The sequence below is a fragment of the Pseudomonas sp. H3_A02 genome, assembly GCF_054671965.1.
In genome coordinates, this window is record NZ_CP162807.1 from 4,966,484 (window position 1) to 4,983,457 (window position 16,974).

Here is a 16,974-nt window from a genome sequence, read left to right on the forward strand (position 1 = left end):
CTTTGAATACCCTGAGCAATCCCATGCCCGCCTCTCTTGAACGTGCGCAGCAGGCCCTGAGTGATGGCCTGTCTCGTCTGATCCACGATTATCGACCCGACTATCATCTAGCCCCGCCCACGGGATGGATGAACGACCCTAACGGAGTCGTGTTTTTTCGGGGCGAGTACCACGTGTTCTACCAACACCACCCCTTCGACGCCAAATGGGGCCCGATGTACTGGGGCCACGCCAAGAGCGCCGACCTGGTGCATTGGCAGCACCTGCCCATTGCCCTCGCGCCGGGCGACGACTTCGACCGCGACGGCTGTTTTTCCGGTAGCGCGGTGGTGTGTGGCGACACCCTGGCGCTGATCTACACCGGCCACACCTGGTTGGGAGAGGTGGGTGACGAACGCTTCATCCGCCAGGTCCAGTGCCTGGCCACCAGTGTCGACGGCGTCCGGTTCGCCAAGCAGGGCGCGGTCATCGAGGACGCACCGCAAGCAGCGATCATGCACTTTCGCGACCCCAAGGTCTGGCAGGAGGATGGTTATTGGTACCTGATTGCCGGGGCACGCCTGGGCGACACGCCGCTGCTGCCGCTGTACCGCTCCACCGACCTGCGCGCCTGGGAGTTCCTCGACTACGTGTCCAGCGGCACTGACGGCGATGGCTACATGTGGGAATGCCCGGACCTGTTTCGCCTCGATGGACGCGACGTACTGCTGTACTCCCCCCAGGGCATGCAATCGGCGGGTTACGAACGACTCAACAAGTACCAGACCGGTTATCGCATTGGCCACCTCGACAGCGAATGGCACTTCAGCGGCGGGCCGTTCATCGAGCTGGATAACGGTCACGATTTCTATGCCACGCAAACCTTGGTGGCCGCTGACGGTCGGCGCCTGGTGTGGGCCTGGCTGGACATGTGGGAAAGCCCGATGCCGAGCCAGGCCCATCACTGGTGCGGCATGCTCGGCTTGCCCCGCGAGCTGGAACTGCAGGGTGATCACCTTGGCGTGTTTCCGGCGCGGGAACTGGTTGCGCTGCGCCAGGCGCCCTTGCCGAGCGTCGCGCCATGGGCCGAGTCCGGCAGTCGCTGGGTGCCGCAAGTGACGGGCGACCGGCTGGAAATCCATGTGCAACTGGACCTGCTCGGTTGCACCGAAGGTCAGTTGGGCATCGCCTTGCGCTGCAGTGCCGATGAGCAAGAACAAACCCTGCTGTACTACGACGCGTCACTGCAGCGCCTGGTGCTCGATCGCAGCCGCTCGGGTGCGCAAGTGAGCGGCCAGCGCAGTGTGTCGATCGAGCAGGCGCAAACGCAATTGCACCTGCGGGTGTTTCTCGATCGGTCATCCATCGAGGTATTTGAAGAAAGCGGCCGCTTCAGCCTCAGCAGTCGCCTCTATCCGCGGCCCGACAGCCTCGGGGTGAAGCTGCTGGCGAGCGGGACTGGCGGGCGCGTCGCCATTGCCAACGCCTGGCCCCTGGGCTCGGGTTGGCTGTGAGTCACGTCATTCGAGTCGCGAGAAGCCCGGGCGCTGTGTCATGATTCTGCGTCAACCTGACTGGCCGCACTTCGCATGACTTCCGTGAAAGACGTTGCACAGCTGGCCGGCGTATCCCTGATGACGGTTTCGCGCGCGCTCAACACGCCGGAAAAACTGAGCCCCGAAACCCTTCAGCGGGTACGTCGCGCCATTGATGAACTGCAATTCGTACCGAGCCTGTCGGCGCGCCGAATGCGCGGCGACAACCTGCAGGCGCGCACCATCGGTGTGTTCGCACTGGACACCGCCACCACGCCATTCGCCGTTGAGTTGCTGCTGTCCATCGAACAGACTGCGCAGCAGGCTGGCTGGAACGTCTTCATCCTCAACCTGCTGAGCAACCCGCCCACCGACCAGAACATCGACCTGATGCTGTCGCACCGCCCCGACGGCTTGATCTTCAGTGCCATGGGGTTGCGCCAGGTGAGCATTCCCGAGCGTCTCAAGAGCAAGCCGCTGGTACTCGCCAATTGCCTGGCCGATGACCGCCAACTGGTCAGTTATGTACCGGATGATGAGGCCGGGCAGTATCGCGCCGTGCATCATGCCTTGAGCCAAGGCTATCGGCGCCCGCTGTGTATCAATTTACCCAGGAAGAGTGTTGCCTGGCGCCTGCGCCAACAAGGCCTGCAACGCGCCTGCCAGGCATTCGGGCTGGCGCCTGAAGCACTTTTGCAATACGACCTTTCCGATCACGACGCCTACGGTGAAACCGCCGCCATTCTCGACCGGCATATCGTCGACGGCCGTCCGCAATTTGACATCCTGGTCTGCGGCAACGACCGCATTGCCTTTTGTGCCTATCAACTGCTGTTGGGCCGTGGCTTGAAAATCCCTGATGATGTCGCGGTGCTGGGCTATGACAACATGATCGGCATCGCCGAACTGTTCATGCCGCCGCTGACCACGGTCCAACTGCCGTACTACGAGATCGGTCGCCAGGCGGCCCGACATCTGATCGAGAGCCTTGAAGTGTCGGGCGCCCAGCCGGTGGATTGCCCGTTGGTGGTCAGGGCATCGCTATAAGGCCAACCGTTATCCGTCAAGGCTGCTGCGCGGGCGATGGCGGCAGTGAGGTGATGATCCGGGCGCGGCAAATCTCGAGGATTTCATCGGCCAGCGCGGAATCGTCCGGGCAGGCCCGCGACAACATGATCGCGCCGACGGCATGGGCCAACATGTCGAGCATCTTCGCCCTGACCTCTTCCTGCGCCACATCTTGCCCGGTCTCGTACCGGCTTTCGAGCGCCGCCAGCATATTTTCGATGCCGCTGGCAAACGTCACCTTCAGCTCGGGCGATTGACGGGCAGCGTCCCCGCACAGTGCCGCCAGGGTGCAACCGCCGCCCGGGGCGTCACGGTGATTCCTGGACACGTAAAGATTGACGAACGCAGGCACGTCGATGTCTGCGCTGTCGGTCAGCGATTGCGCAAGGCTGCTCGCCGCCGCTTCGGCCATCAGGTCAGCCTTGGACCCAAAATGTTTGTAGAAGCCGCCATGGGTGAACCCAGCGGCCGCCATCAGATCCGCAACACCCACACCGTCAAAGCCGCGCTCGCGAAACAAGACAGAGGCCGTCTCGACGATGTGCTCCCGATTTGCCTGGGCCTGGGCCTTGGTTACCCGCATTTTTTCACTCCTTGGTGCTGCTCAAAATCATGCTCACATCATACATAGATGTCGAGCATAATCAAATTCGTTGACAGTTTAGATTTCGATCATCATCCTAATAACAAGCCACGAGCAATCCAGTGCGCATGACTGACCCATCCATCCTTGAAGAAGAGAATCACCCATGGACACTCGCACAACCGTTCTTATCACTGGCGCTTCCACCGGCATCGGCGCGGTCTATGCCCAGCGCTTTGCTCAACGCGGACACAACCTCGTCCTGGTGGCCCGCGACGGCGCGCGCCTGCAAGCCCTGGCCGCCAAGCTGCGCAGCGAACACAGCGTTACCGTCGACATTCTCCAGGCCGACCTGACCCAGATCAGCGATCTGACAACCGTCGAAGCCCGACTGCGGGACGACGCCAGCATCGGCATCCTGGTCAACAACGCCGGCGCCGCCCAGTCCGGCAGCTTCATCGAGCAGTCCACCGACAGCGTCGCGCACCTTGTCTCGCTCAATACCACCGCGCTGGTCCGGCTGGCGAGCGCCATCGCTCCGCGCCTGGTCAAAGCGGGTGACGGCGCGATCATCAACATCGGTTCCGTGGTCGGCCTGGCACCGGAATTCGGCATGTCGGTCTATGGCGCGACCAAGGCGTTCGTGTTGTTTCTCTCCCAGGGCCTCAGCCTGGAACTGTCGCCTAAAGGCGTCTACGTACAAGCCGTCCTGCCGGCCGCCACCCGTACCGAGATCTGGGAGCGCGCGGGCATCGATATCAACACCCTGAGCGAAGTCATGGAAGTCGGTGACCTGGTCGACGCCGCGCTGGTCGGTTTTGATCGCCGCGAGCCGGTGACCATCCCGCCGTTGCAGGAAGAGGCACGCTGGGATGCCTTGCAGGCCGCACGCCAAGGCCTGCTTGGGCAAATCAAGCAGTCCCATGTTGCCGAGCGCTATCAAGACCTGGCGTGATGGATGTTTAGCCGGCGCCGGCGCGAAGGACAGCGCCGGATGTCTCGATGCCTGGCCAGCCTGCTGCTCCCCTTATGAGAACAAAGCACCATGAAGGCATTTTTAATCGACCGCTACGGCAAGCACAGTGGACGGATCGGCGAGGTAGCGGCCCCTGAAGTGGCTGACCACGACGTCCTGGTTCGCGTGCACGCCGCCAGCGTCAACGTCCTGGACGCAAAGATCCGCAAAGGCGAATTCAAGCTGATCCTGCCCTACTCGTTTCCCTTGGTATTGGGGCATGACGTGGCCGGGGTCGTGATGCGGGTGGGTTCCCGTGTCCAGCATTTCAAACCGGGGGATGAAGTCTATGCCCGCGCCCCGGATGGACACATCGGCACTTTCGCCGAACAGATTGCAGTGAACGAAAACGCCCTGGCCCTGAAACCCGCAAACACCAGCATGGAAGAGGCCGCCGCCCTGCCCTTGGTCGCCCTGACAGCCTGGCAGGTACTGGTTGAAACCGCCCAGTTGAAGAAAGGCCAAAAGGTGTTCATCCAGGCCGGTTCCGGTGGCGTGGGCACCCTTGCCATCCAGCTTGCCAAGCACCTCGGCGCCTTCGTTGCGACCACCACCAGCACCGCCAATGTGCCCTGGGTCAAAGCGCTGGGAGCGGACGTTGTCATCGATTACAAGCAGCAGGATTTCTCAAGCGTTCTGCAGGACTATGACGTCGTGTTGAACAGCCTGGGCGCCGATGAACTGGAAAAGTCGCTGAAGATCCTCAAACCCGGTGGCCAGCTCATTTCCATCTCGGGGCCACCCACCGCGCAGTTCGCCCAGGCCCAGGGGTTTTCCTGGTCGCTGCGGCTGATAACAGGCCTGCTAAGTAGCGGCATACGCCGCAAGGCCCGCCGAAAAGGTGTGAGCTACACCTTCGTGTTCATGCGCGCCAGTGGTCCACAACTGCGTGAGATCGCCACGCTCGTCGAGTCCGGCAGCCTCAAGCCGGTGGTCGACCGATCCTTCCCCGTTGACGCGACGGCCGATGCCTTGGGCTACGTCGAACAAGGACGGGCCAAAGGCAAGATCGTCATCAAGGTTCACTCAGGAATGGCCGATGAGTGAAGCCGGTCATCACCACACAGCAATATGGGAATCCGCCCGGGGTTCGGTCCCACCGCACAGCACACCGCTGACCGGGTCGCGCAGGATGATCTGGCCGCGACCATAGTCGGTCAGGTCGCTGGCGACCTGGACCTCATGCCCCCGTCGCGCCAGGGCATTGGCCAAGTCCCGTGAAGCGCCGTGCTCAATCCCGACCTTCATGTCCCCCAGCCATTGCCAACGCGGTGCGTCGAGGGCCGCTTGCGGGTTCAGGCCGAAATCCACCAGGTTCATGACCATCTGCACATGCCCCTGGGGCTGCATGTAGCCGCCCATCACGCCGAAGGGGCCAAGGGCCTCGCCATTGCGGGTCAGGAACCCGGGAATGATGGTGTGAAAGGTTTTCTTGCCCGGGGCCAGGCAGTTGGCATGGGTTGGATCGAGACTGAACTCCTGTCCGCGATTCTGCAGGGCGATACCGCTGTCGGGCAGCACCACGCCGGAGCCGAACCCGTGGTAGTTGCTCTGGATGAACGAGACCATGTTGCCCTCGCCATCCGCGGTCGCCAGGTAAACCGTGCCGCTGGCGTGGGGGTCGCCGGGTTTGGGCGGTTGGGCCTGTTCGCTGATCTGCCCGCGCCGGCGGGCGCTGTAGTCATCGCTGAGCAGGTCCGCCACCGCCACGCGCATGTGCAGGGGGTCGGTGATGTAGTGCAGGCCGTCGCTGTAGGCCAACTTCATCGCCTCCAGTTGGCGATGCCAGGTCTGTTGGCTGTCACGCTGATCGAAATCGAAACCTTCCAGGATCTTCAGGGCCATCAAGGCCACCAGACCCTGCCCGCTCGGCGGGATTTCCCAGACATCCACGCCTCGGTAATTGACGTGGATGGGGTCGACCCACTGGGCGCGATAGTCCCTGAGGTCCGAAGCCCGCAGGTAACCGCCGCTGGCCCGGGAATGGGCGTCCAGGCGCTCGGCCAATGCACCGCGATAAAGGCTTTCGCAGCCAGTGTCGGCCAGTTCCTGAAGCGTGCGTGCCTGGGCCGGGTTGCGGAAAATCTCCCCGGCCCGTGGCGCCCGGCCTTCGATCAGAAAGGTATCGAACCAGGCCTCCAGGACGGCATCGCGATGGGGCGTGAACTCGTTCACCGCGATCTGCCATTGATGGGCAACCACCGGCGACAGCGCAAAGCCGTCCCGGGCCAGGCTGATGGCCGGTTGCAGCAGCTCGGCAAAGGGCAGCTTGCCAAAGCGTCGGGATAACTCGGCCCAAGCCGACGGGCAGCCCGGGACGGTCACCGGTGTCCAGCCATAGATCGGCATCTGCTCATGACCGGCGGCCTTGACCGCCTCGATGCTCAGGGCGGCCGGTGCGTGGCCGTTGCCGTTGAGGCCGTGTAACTGGCCCTTGCACCAGACCAGGGCGAAGGCGTCACCGCCAATGCCGCAGCCCGTGGGCTCCACCACCGTCAGCGCCGCTGCCGTGGCGATGGCGGCGTCGATGGCATTGCCGCCTTTTTGCATGATCTCGATGCCCGCCTGGGCCGCCAGGGGCTGGGACGCGGCGACCATGCCCCGACGGGCGAAGACGCTCTGGCGTTGCGATGGATAAGGGTATTCGTGGGCAGAAAATGTCAGCATGGCAAAAACTCTTCAATACAGGAATTCGGTGGCCGGGAACCGTCACAACACGCGGCTGAGAAAAGCCCGGGTGCGCGGGTGAATGGGGTGACAGAAGATCTGCTCCGGTGGCCCTTGCTCGATAAGCTCGCCTTGATCCAGGACCACCACACGGTCGGCCACTTCCCGGGCGAAGCCCATTTCATGGGTCACCACGACCATGGTCATCCCCTCCTCGGCCAACTCCTTCATCACTTCCAAAACCTCGCCAACGGTTTCCGGGTCGAGGGCGCTGGTGGGTTCGTCGAACAGCATGGCCTGGGGCTTCATGGCCAGGGCCCGGGCAATCGCCACCCGCTGTTGCTGGCCGCCGGAGAGCATCGAGGGGTAGTGATCGGCCTTGTCCGCCAGGCCGACCCGCTCCAGCAATCCGCGGGCCTGTTCCAACGCGGCGGCGCGAGTCACACCGAGCACTTGGATCGGCGCCTCGATGATGTTCTCCAGGGCGGTCATGTGGGGGAACAGGTTGAAGCGCTGGAACACCATGCCGATGTCCCGCCGCTGCCGGGCGATGTTGCGCTCCGACTCACGCACCAGGCTGCCATCGGCCCGTTCGCGATAGCCCATGGGCTGACCATTGACACGGATGCGCCCGCCCTGGATATCCTCCAATAGATTGATGCAACGGATGAAGGTGGTCTTGCCGGAGCCCGACGCACCGATCAGCACCACCACTTCGCCGCGCCGCACTTGCAGGGAGATGCCCTTGAGAATCTGCAGCTCACCGAAGGACTTATGAACGTCCAGCGCCTCGATGATCAGCTCTTCGCTTTTATGCGCCATGGTTAACGTGCCCTCAGCAGGTTCAGGGTGCTGCGACCGAACATCCGCGTCGACGCCGGCGGTGGTGACGAGGGCCGGTCCGATTGGCCGAAACGGGCCTCCAGCCAGCGCTGGAAAAAGCCCCACAGCGTGGTCAGCAACAGGAAGTAGATCGCCACCACCAGGTACAACTCGAACACCCGGAACGTCGCCGACGTGACCATCTGGGTACTGAGCAACAGTTCCTGGACGCCGATCACGCTGACCAGCGTGGTGTTCTTGAGCATCACGTTGAACTCGTTGCCCAGCGGCGGAACGATGACCCGGAACGCCTGGGGCAGGACAATACGGCGCATCAGTTTGGCGAAGGTCATGCCCAGGGAGCGTCCGGCCTCGTATTGGCCCTTGTCCACCGCGCCGATGCCGGCGCGGATGATCTCGGCCATGTAGGCACCCTCATTGAGGCCCAGGGCAATGATCGCCGCCTGGATGTTGCCGGGGATCACCAGGCCGAACAGGTCGATGTCTTCGAAGCGGAAAATCCCGCCGGCGGCCAGCGCGGTGTAGAGAAAGACGATCTGCACCAGCAACGGCGTGCCGCGCATCAGCCACACGTAAAAGCGAACGGGCAAATGCAGCAATGGGTTTTTCGACAACCGCAACAGCGCGGCGGCCAGCCCCAGGGCACAGCCCAGCAGCATCGCCAACACACTGATCAGGCAGGTCAGCCAGAGCCCGGTGAGGTACACCCCACTGGGCTGCAGCAGGTACTGCCAGAACACATCCCAATTGAAATTCATCGATGGTTCACCTCAATCAAGTGTGTCACTGGCGACATGCCATTTGCCCAACAGCTGGCTGTAGCTGCCATCGCTGCGCATATCGTCGATCACCTGCTGCACGGCGGCGGTCAGTTGCGGATCGTCCTTGCGAATGCCCAGGCCGGTGAGAATCCGGCTGAAGGCCGGCACCCCTTCCTCGAACAGGTCGGGGGCCATGGTGGCGTAGTAACCGGCGGTTTCCACGGTGGTGCCGTAGGCGTCGACCTGATTGATGCGCAGGGCCTGGAAGGCATCGGTGTCGGAGTTGTAGACCACCAGCTTCATGGGCGGCTTGCCGGCCTTGGCCAAGGTTTCGTTCTCGGCATCGAGCAGGGTCTTGATGGTGGAACCGTTGAGCACCGCGACCTTGTCTCCCGAGAGATCCGGCAGCGTCTTGAGGCCCTTCGGATTGCCCTTGGGCACCACCACCGCCTGGCTGGAATACATGTAGTTGACGATGTCGATCACCTCGCGGCGTTCGGGTTTGTCGAACAGCTGGTCGACGATCATGTCGCACTGTCGGGCCAGCAACGCGGGGAGCAACCCGGAAAAGGGAATGACCCGCCACTCCACCTTCTTGTCGCCCAGGCGCTTGGCGATCTCCAGCCCCAGGTCCACGGTCAATCCCTTGGGTTTCTGCGCCTCATCAAAAGACACCAGCGGTGGCGAATCCATGCCTGAGCAGTAGACGAGTTTGTCGACCTTGAGCAAACGCTCCGGGACAACAGGCGCGGCAACCGCCCACTGCGCACAGAAACCCAAGGATAAAGCGGCAACCAACAGGCGAGGCTTATGCATGACCAGACACTCCAGTTCAGTAAATGACGGGCAGTACTCAAAGTCAGAACACGGGCAGGTTCTAGTAACCTGCTCTCGTTATTTTTTCGATTGCAGGAACTCGATCAATTCAGGAACGGTGCCTTCGATGTGCGCACGCACCACCGCCTCGGCCTTCTCGGCATCGCCCGCACGCAGGGCATCGAGGATCAGCATGTGCTCCTGGCGCGCACTCAGGGGCTTTTCCACGTGCTGCAGCCATAGGCGCATGGGCGCTTCGATCAGCGAATAAAGCGCGCTGATCTGCTTGAGCAATCGCGGGCGACCGCTGAGGCTGCACAGGTATTCATGGAAGGCGCGATGGCGGCTGACCCACTCGGCGCTTTCCTCACGGTAATCGTCCATTTCGTCCAGCAAGCGCTCCAAGGCGGCCAATTGGCGTTCGCCAATTCGTGCTGTCGCGACACGCACAGCCAGCCCTTCGAGGGCGCTGCGCATTTCGAAGACTTCGTGCAATTCATCAATGTCCAGGCCGCTGACTACCGCCCCGCGATTGGGCCGCAGGGTCACCAGGCCCTGGGCATCCAGACGGCGAAAGGCCTCGCGCACCGGCATCCGGCTCATGCCGATCTCGTTGGCGATGTCCTCGGCAATCAGCCGATCGCCCTTGCGTAACCGACCGCCACAAATGGCATCCAGCAGGAAGTTATAGGCCTCCTCCTCGGCGGTCATGGGTGGGCGTTCAGCATACGTCGAAGCGAATTGCATGGCAGCACCTTCTGCATTTTTGTATCCAATTATCCATGGATTCAAAAAAGCAGAATGCGTGCCAACCTCACGATTAATCGTGCAAGCAATTGATTTAAAGGAATTTGCTGAGGAAAACGACTGCCAGCCTTAAGCCCTTAACCGCGCAGGTGTGCTACCTAACAGCTCAGTGGCTGCCTTTTATGGGTGCAGGATGGCGCTTCGGTAACACCGCAGGCGGCCGCTCACTTAAGGCTTGTTAGATTAATTGTGGCGAGGGGATTTATCCCCGCTGGGCTGCGCAGCAGCCCCAAAAGGCTAAATGTAACCAACCTGGCATATTGCGCTGACTGGGTTCAGGGCCGCTTCGCAGCCTAACGGGGATAAATCCCCTCGCCACAGATTTCGCCGGCGCATCTGGAGCCCATCATGCAGGTGCCCTGGGCGTATCGGAGGGGGATTCGCCAAACAACGCCCGGTAATGCGCCGCAAAATGACTCAGGTGGAAAAACCCCATGGCCATGGCGATCTCACTGACGTTCAGCGCGGCCGCACGGGTCGTGATCAGCCGGCGGCGCACGGCATTGAGCCGCAGGTTGCGCAAGTACTCCACCGGACGCATGCCGGTGACCGCCTGGAAACTGTTCTGCAGGGTCCTGCGACTGACCCGCAGTTGCTCGCACAAGTCGAGGATGCTCAAGGGCACATCGGCGCTGGCCACCACCAGTTCCTGGCAACGCTTGACCAGGTAGGCACTGACGGCGAAGTTGCCGCGCCGGCCACGCACCTCGTCCGAGGCGTGGCTGAACAGGTCGAGAAAGGCGTTGAGCAGAACGTCTTCGAGGATTTTTTCCGAGGCGGGATTGACCGCGTCGGCCTGTTCCAAAAGGTGACGAAACAGGGGATGGATCCGTTGTTGCACCCGCCGCAGCACCACCTCATCCACACTGACTTGGGACGCGCTTTTCAAGCGCTTGAGCTGTTCGCTCGACAGCTCGTAGGCCGCCAGCCTGGCGAACCGCGCCGTGTCGACATTGGCCGCGAAGAAGTGCGTACCTTCCGGGGCGTGCAGGACGAAATCTTCGCCATCGCGCAACAGCACGACGCTGTGGGCGCCCACCTGATGCCCCTGGACCACCGGCGCACCGCCCAGCGACATGGCAATGCACAAGCGCCCTTTTGGCGCGCAACCGCGCTGCACCACCCGTTTGTCGAGCACCTCCTGGAAGATCTGGAAGCGCTCGGCGCACACCTGGCGCAGCTCGCTGGACAGGCATCCACGCCCGAGCTGGTCATAGACTTGTTGCCAGCCCAGGATCGAACCGGCGTGTTGCTGAGGATCATTGAAGGTACGGACTTCGGCGAACATGATCATTGTTCCTCGGTGGCCCTGCGCTTATTGCCTGATACGGTCATGCAAGCAAGTCGATAGCCCCGTGGCGAGGGAGCTTGCTCCCGCTGGGCTGCGCAGCAGACCCATTTTGGTGAGCGCTTCGCACTGGAGCGCCAGCCCGGTCAAGCGGGAGCAAGCTCCCTCGCCACGAGTGCATCATTTCACTTGAGTAAACAGTTCTTACTGCCGACCGTCTTCACCCGCCTGGAAAACCAAAGCCAGTTCCATGCCAAGCATGTACAACCGATACTCGGCGGCCTTGATCTCCAGGGGCGCCAACAAAGAGCCGGACAGCACCACCTGGCCCGCTTCAACGCACTGCCCATCAGCCAACAAGCGCCGGACCAGCCAGCACAGGTTGGCCTGGGGCGTGTCCTCGCGTGCTTGGGCATTGCCCTCGCCACAGGGCACCCCGTCGCATTCCAGGCGATAGTGCACGTGGGTCAATTGCTCGGGATGGAACCTGACACGCGACCCCAGGCAATACAGCCCCGCCGCGGCATTGTCGGCAAGAAACGCGCCGACGCCGAAACGCCAGCCCTGCCAACGGCAATCGGCAATTTCGAACGCCGGCGCGACCTCGGAGATGGCGGCGAGGATGTCCTCGTCGCTGTAGAAACCGGGCACCAGCGTACGCCCCAGGACAAACGCCAGCTCGATTTCCAACTTCGGCTGGATCAGCCGTGCAAGCGGCACCGCACTGCCGGGCTCCACGGCCATGGCATCGGTCAACGCACCCAATACCGGCTCATCAATACCGAAACGGTCCTGGGCGGCGCGGCCGGCGAAGGCCACTTTCCATCCGGTCAACCGCTCACCACCGGCCTGGCGCCGGCGCAGCGCCTCACGCTGCAAGGTATAACCTATCGGCAGATCGACGGCCTCCGGCTCCAACGAAGGCAAACCGTGTACGGCCTGCGCGGCATCGTGAAGCCGGACCAGCAGATCATCTTCGCGCCTCATGAAAGTTGCTCCGCCAGTTTGCGCAATACGCCTTCGAGCCGCTCGGGTGTGGTGATCGCGGCAACGAACCGATCCGGTCGCACCACCACGACGCAGTCACGCACCTTGGCAAACCATTCGCCTAGGCGGTTATCGACATCCTCAACGCAAATGGCCCCGCTGACAGACAAGGGTTGGTTGCGCCCCACGCCACTGCGCGAGCGATTGATCTGGATGAACCGTGTCTCCCAGCGCGCCCACCAGGCGGCGGTTTCTTCACTGAGCTGTTCGCTCGGGTTGACCCGATACCCCAGCACCGCATAGGAATGCCCCAGCACCTCGTCCAGGCGTCGACGCTGGCCCTGGGCATCTTCGATGGACGGTTGGATGAACAACTGCCCGACCAGATCATCCTCATGCAGCTCGGCGCGCTCGTGGTACACCAGGCCTTTGGTGATGGTCGCCTTGGGCTTGAACTTGAATTCCAGCAAGTGCGAACGCAGGTTGTCGACGCTGTTGACGGCCTGGAACAGCCAGTCCCGCACACCGGCCATCAACGGGTTGGTCAGCCCCAGGACGGCGCCCATGTTGTCGGCCAGCGCGATGAGATCGGTCGCATGCCCGCGACGCTCCTGGTCGTAACTGGCCAGAATCGCCGGCGACGCCCTGCCCTGGAGAATCGCGGCGAGCTTCCAGCTGACGTTGGCGACATCACGCAGGCCTGAGTTGAGCCCCTGCCCGGCCCAAGGCGGGGAAATATGCGCCGCATCCCCCACCAGTGCCACCCGGCCCTGGACAAAGCGCGCCGCGACTCGGGAGTTATGGGTGTAGGCGCGGATCCGGATGATTTCCAGTTGATCGACCGCATCGCCGATATGCCCACGGATCAAGTCCCGGATCGTTGCTTCTTCGCACATCCGGGTCTCGTCTTCGCCCTCCAGGAGCATGAACTCCCAACGCCGTTGTTGATACGGCAGGTAGATGCAGACGAAAGGTCGCTGAGGGTCGGCATGCAAGGCGGTATACGGTGCGTCGAGGGTGTCGTTGGCCGTATCGATCACCACCCACTTGCGCGGATGGGTCAGCCCCAGCAGTTCAATACCGAGTTTCTTGCGCACGCTGGAACGTCCGCCATCGGCGCCGATCACGTACTGCGCCTGCAACTGATACAGCTCGCCCTGGGCATCGCGCACCTGCAAGGTCACGCCCTCGGCATCCTGCTCCAGATCGAGCATTTCATGGCCCTGGCGCAACGCTACACAGGCGTGCTTGCCCATCTGCTCGCGCAATGTCGTTTCAAGCAACTGTTGCATGAAGATGTTGCGCATCGGCCAGCCATAGTTCGCCGTGCTCGGCTTGACCTCGGCAAAACAGACGCCTCGCGCATTGTAGTAACGCAGGGGCACGTTGCAGATCATGTCGCGCACGGCCAGTTCAGCGATGCCGATGCCCTGCAACACTCGCAGCGCCTCGTCATCCATGCCCACCGCACGGGGATACGGCAGGACGCCGTCGGCCAATTCAAGGACGATGCAGTCGATACCGTACAGCCCCATGTAATGAGCGGCCGTGATCCCGTTCGGGCCACCGCCCACGATGACAACCTGGGTTTTCTCCTGCTTCATCGCTATTCACCGCTTTGTTGTTGTGGTTGTAGGCATTGGTCATATAAATAGTCCATGACGACGAGGTTGAACATTTCGCTCTGGTCATCATGGACATAATGGCTGGCGTCGGCGATTTCCTCTGTCCGCACCCACGCATTGGCCTGCTTGATCGACTCAAGGGTCGCCAACGGCAGGAAATCGGAACGGGCGCCACGAATGAACAGCGTCGGGCAATCCAGCGCCCGGACCGCCGGCCACAAGTCTGTCGGGGTAATACTCAGGCGCGCCTGGGCAATACCTTGCTGGTCGTGACGCCATTCGATGCCAGCCAGGGTTTCCTTCATGGAGTGCATCAATCTGGAAGCCAGCCCCTCCAGAGACAGGCCAGGTCGCGCTTGCCGCCAGAACTGGGCGGCGCTCTCCCAGTCAGGAAACAACAGCGGCGTCTGGCTCATCTCGCGTCGAATGCGCTCGGCGCCATCACCGCTGACCGAAGAGCCAGGGCCGATGTCCTCGATCACCAACGCTTGCAGGCGTCCCGGATTGAGCCGGGCATACTCCAGTGCATTGGTGCCACCAAGGGAGTGCCCCACCAGGACGAAACGCTGCAATCCCAAATGCGCCACCAAATCTTCAAGGTCATTGACGTAGACCTCGGTCCGGTAACTGGAGGCATCCGCCCAGTCACTGTATCCACGACCGCGCTGGTCAAGGGCATAGCAGCAGTACCGCTCGCCCAGCGCATTGGCCAAACCATCCCAGGTCTGGGCATAGGATCGCAGCCCGTGCAGCAGCACCACCGCAATGCCCGACGGGTTGCCCCACGACAAATAGTGCAGGCGCATCCCCGAACGATTGGTGAAGAACTGGCTGTTTGCAGACATTCGTTGGCTTCCCACGATCAGCGCACCTCAATACAGGCCGTCATTGCCCTTGACGTCGGCAGCCTGGAGACCACCCAGGCGGGCATGCAAACGCCCACGCGTGGCGAAGGCCCAGATAATGACCAACTCGTCGGCCGAGGGGCCATCGCCGAACGACAGGGAAATGCTGTCGTAGTGCGAACGGACATACAGCGCGTCCTTGTGGGCCAGCGGCACATCGATGGTCACGCCAGGCCCGCCACGCTTGCCGGTGGAAGGCACCCAGGACTTGCCCCCGCCCAACGCGACACGGATCGGATCCGCCGCCGGATTGGTCAGCAGCGCATTGCCATGCTCGTACTCGCCCTGGCTGCCCACCAGGCACGCCTTGCCGTAGCTGACAATCTCACGCTCGCCGGCCAACGCCTGGATGCGCCGACCAAACTCCTGGCCCAACAAGGGTGACGGCTCTATCAGCTCGGCCAGGCTTTCGCTGAAACGGCCGGCGTAAGGGTTGGCGATCACCGCGCCAATGGCGTATTTGAACAGCGGCTCGCCATCGGCTAACTGGCCGGTTTCGTTGGCCAGGGTTTCCTCGACGAAGCTGTACCATTTGCGGATGTGATAACTGGCGAAATTCGCGGTTTTCATAAGAGAAGTCTCATTCAAAGTGGGTCGAGATCGAAATGCCGGCTGGGAGCCCCAGCGGCCTTGAAGCGGGCCTTGCCGCGCGCGTCGTCGTGTTCGGACTCGAGGAAAAATTCCATGCGATTGCCATCGGGGTCGTTGAAATACACGCCGTTGCCGATCTCGTGGTCGGTGATCTTTACCACCTCAACGCCCTTTTTCAGCAACATGCCGTAGAGCTTGCGCAGGGTGGTCATGTCGCCCGCGATCTCCAGCCCGTAGTGCTGCAACCCCAGGCCGCCCTGGTGGGCTCCGGGTTCCGCGCGGAGCAACGCGATGTCGTGATGCTTGGCACCAAACGCCATCATGATCCAGCTTTCACCCCGGGCGCTTTCATGCATGCCCAGCACATCGGCGTACCAACGTGCCGACACTTCAGGGTCGCTCACGAACAACGACAGGTGCGTACGAACGACTTCGACTTTCATCGCGCGATCCCTCAGTTCTTCTTGATGATGGATTGATGCCCGGACTTGATTTGCGCCACGGCGGGCGTCCAGAGCACATCAGCGATTTCACTGAATTCACGCCACTGCTTCTGCCAGCCGTCACCACCGTTCTCGGACGTGAACAGATGCCCGTACTTGGTACCGGCGACGATCTGGCGAGGGTCGGCAGGGTTCAAGGCAATCGCCCAGACACAGGAATTGGGTTGTTGCGGCAGCGGCAGCACTTCCCAACTGAGGGCGGCATCCCGGGAGACCAGCACCTTGCTGGTGGTGCCGGGGGTGCCGTCGGAGATGCTCAGGTAGAGCGTATCCTCACTGCCCAATGCGGCATTCATGGCGCGCACGTAGTACAGGCCGAAGGTTTCCCGGGCAACGATGCCGGTCCAGGTCTGCCCCTCGTCGAGGCTGCGGTACACGGCGTTGACGCACACCACGACGATGACCTTCTGTCCATGGTTGGGCAGGACCACGATGTTATGCACGTCCGAGTTGTAGTCCCACAGCAGGCGGTCATCGACGCGGGTCCAGCTATCGCCACCGTCACGACTGTGGAACAGCCCGCCCTCCTCCAGGCCGAACCAGAGCTGGTTGCGGTCCGTCGGGTCGTAGGCGAACGCCAGCAGGCGTGGACGACTGACGCCGTCGCAGAACTCCGGGATCTCCACGGGGGCGCGATCCCAGCTCTGGCCACCGTCAAGGGTGCGCCACAGTACCGCGCGCGAAGGCGCACCGGTGCCGACGAAAATGCGCTGCGCATCCTGCGGATCCACGGCCACCTTCCACACGGTTTGCCCGTTGAACGGCGAATCCACCCGCTGCCAATGGCCGCCAGTGTCATGGCTGATGCACAGGCCGACGTCGGTGCCGGCATAGATCACCTCAGGCGTACCCGGGTGGAAACTCAGGGATCGGGTGATCGCATCGAACTCCAGATCCTGGCCCAGGCCCAGGCGATGCCAGGTACGGCCATCGTCGGCGCTGCGGATCACCGCTTGCCCTACGGTGGCGACCAAAAGGGTTCCGTTACTCATCACTGCTGC

General features: G+C 62.2%; 17 protein-coding genes. 4 read left to right on the top strand and 13 right to left on the bottom strand.

Annotated features, from left to right (window positions below):
• Nucleotides 1-23 precede the first annotated feature (23 nt).
• Both AB4N80_RS21785 and AB4N80_RS21790 read left to right on the top strand, forming a co-directional pair.
• A complete protein-coding gene (locus AB4N80_RS21785) occupies nt 24-1,493 on the top strand; it encodes a glycoside hydrolase family 32 protein (RefSeq protein WP_460078759.1) in 1,470 nt (489 codons plus the stop codon).
• A 75-nt stretch (nt 1,494-1,568) separates the two neighbouring features.
• Nucleotides 1,569-2,561: a LacI family DNA-binding transcriptional regulator gene (locus AB4N80_RS21790; protein WP_122566352.1), complete on the top strand. Its 993-nt coding sequence runs from the start codon at nt 1,569-1,571 to the stop codon at nt 2,559-2,561.
• A 16-nt stretch (nt 2,562-2,577) separates the two neighbouring features.
• Here the strand turns inward: AB4N80_RS21790 and AB4N80_RS21795 are convergent, their stop codons facing one another.
• On the bottom strand, nt 2,578-3,165 hold the full coding sequence (locus AB4N80_RS21795; RefSeq protein ID WP_305470654.1) for a TetR/AcrR family transcriptional regulator: 588 nt from the start codon (nt 3,163-3,165) through the stop codon (nt 2,578-2,580).
• Nucleotides 3,166-3,331: 166 nt separating this feature from the next.
• On the opposite strand from AB4N80_RS21795, the gene AB4N80_RS21800 reads away from it, so the two are divergent.
• Together AB4N80_RS21800 and AB4N80_RS21805 are read left to right on the top strand one after the other, a co-directional pair.
• Complete coding sequence (locus AB4N80_RS21800) at nt 3,332-4,120, top strand: SDR family NAD(P)-dependent oxidoreductase (RefSeq protein ID WP_122566350.1); 789 nt, start codon at nt 3,332-3,334, stop codon at nt 4,118-4,120.
• 90 nt (nt 4,121-4,210) lie between these two features.
• Nucleotides 4,211-5,227 carry an NADP-dependent oxidoreductase gene (locus AB4N80_RS21805; protein WP_460078762.1) on the top strand — a complete coding sequence of 339 codons (1,017 nt, stop codon included), beginning with the start codon at nt 4,211-4,213 and terminating at the stop codon, nt 5,225-5,227.
• 9 nt (nt 5,228-5,236) lie between these two features.
• On the opposite strand, the gene AB4N80_RS21810 is transcribed toward AB4N80_RS21805, so the two are convergent.
• The 12 genes from AB4N80_RS21810 to AB4N80_RS21865 form a co-directional block, all read right to left on the bottom strand.
• Nucleotides 5,237-6,847 (bottom strand): gamma-glutamyltransferase family protein, encoded by a 1,611-nt coding sequence (locus tag AB4N80_RS21810; RefSeq protein WP_122566348.1) that lies wholly within the window; start codon nt 6,845-6,847, stop codon nt 5,237-5,239.
• A gap of 42 nt (nt 6,848-6,889) precedes the next feature.
• Nucleotides 6,890-7,669, bottom strand: coding sequence for an amino acid ABC transporter ATP-binding protein (locus AB4N80_RS21815; RefSeq protein WP_122566347.1), 780 nt, complete (start codon nt 7,667-7,669; stop codon nt 6,890-6,892).
• A 2-nt stretch (nt 7,670-7,671) separates the two neighbouring features.
• Entirely contained in the window at nt 7,672-8,448 is a 777-nt protein-coding gene (locus AB4N80_RS21820; RefSeq protein ID WP_014337982.1) for an amino acid ABC transporter permease, read from the bottom strand.
• A gap of 12 nt (nt 8,449-8,460) precedes the next feature.
• Nucleotides 8,461-9,267, bottom strand: coding sequence for an ABC transporter substrate-binding protein (locus tag AB4N80_RS21825; protein WP_460078766.1), 807 nt, complete (start codon nt 9,265-9,267; stop codon nt 8,461-8,463).
• Nucleotides 9,268-9,345: 78 nt separating this feature from the next.
• Nucleotides 9,346-10,014 carry a GntR family transcriptional regulator gene (locus AB4N80_RS21830; protein WP_460078769.1) on the bottom strand — a complete coding sequence of 223 codons (669 nt, stop codon included), beginning with the start codon at nt 10,012-10,014 and terminating at the stop codon, nt 9,346-9,348.
• Nucleotides 10,015-10,420: 406 nt separating this feature from the next.
• Nucleotides 10,421-11,362, bottom strand: a complete 942-nt coding sequence (locus tag AB4N80_RS21835) for a helix-turn-helix domain-containing protein (RefSeq protein WP_460078771.1) — start codon at nt 11,360-11,362, stop codon at nt 10,421-10,423.
• Nucleotides 11,363-11,566: 204 nt separating this feature from the next.
• Nucleotides 11,567-12,349: a 2-keto-4-pentenoate hydratase gene (locus tag AB4N80_RS21840; RefSeq protein ID WP_354336598.1), complete on the bottom strand. Its 783-nt coding sequence runs from the start codon at nt 12,347-12,349 to the stop codon at nt 11,567-11,569.
• Nucleotides 12,346-13,953 carry a bifunctional 3-(3-hydroxy-phenyl)propionate/3-hydroxycinnamic acid hydroxylase gene (locus tag AB4N80_RS21845; protein WP_354336596.1) on the bottom strand — a complete coding sequence of 536 codons (1,608 nt, stop codon included), beginning with the start codon at nt 13,951-13,953 and terminating at the stop codon, nt 12,346-12,348. Before AB4N80_RS21845 ends, AB4N80_RS21840 begins: the two co-directional genes overlap by 4 nt.
• A 2-nt stretch (nt 13,954-13,955) precedes the next feature.
• Nucleotides 13,956-14,819 carry an alpha/beta fold hydrolase gene (locus AB4N80_RS21850; RefSeq protein ID WP_122566342.1) on the bottom strand — a complete coding sequence of 288 codons (864 nt, stop codon included), beginning with the start codon at nt 14,817-14,819 and terminating at the stop codon, nt 13,956-13,958.
• 27 nt (nt 14,820-14,846) lie between these two features.
• Entirely contained in the window at nt 14,847-15,449 is a 603-nt protein-coding gene (locus tag AB4N80_RS21855; protein ID WP_122566341.1) for an amino acid synthesis family protein, read from the bottom strand.
• Nucleotides 15,450-15,463: 14 nt separating this feature from the next.
• On the bottom strand, nt 15,464-15,913 hold the full coding sequence (locus AB4N80_RS21860) for a VOC family protein (RefSeq protein ID WP_109753211.1): 450 nt from the start codon (nt 15,911-15,913) through the stop codon (nt 15,464-15,466).
• An 11-nt stretch (nt 15,914-15,924) separates the two neighbouring features.
• A complete protein-coding gene (locus AB4N80_RS21865) occupies nt 15,925-16,965 on the bottom strand; it encodes a VPS10 domain-containing protein (RefSeq protein ID WP_122566340.1) in 1,041 nt (346 codons plus the stop codon).
• Between the last annotated feature and the right edge of the window lie 9 nt (nt 16,966-16,974).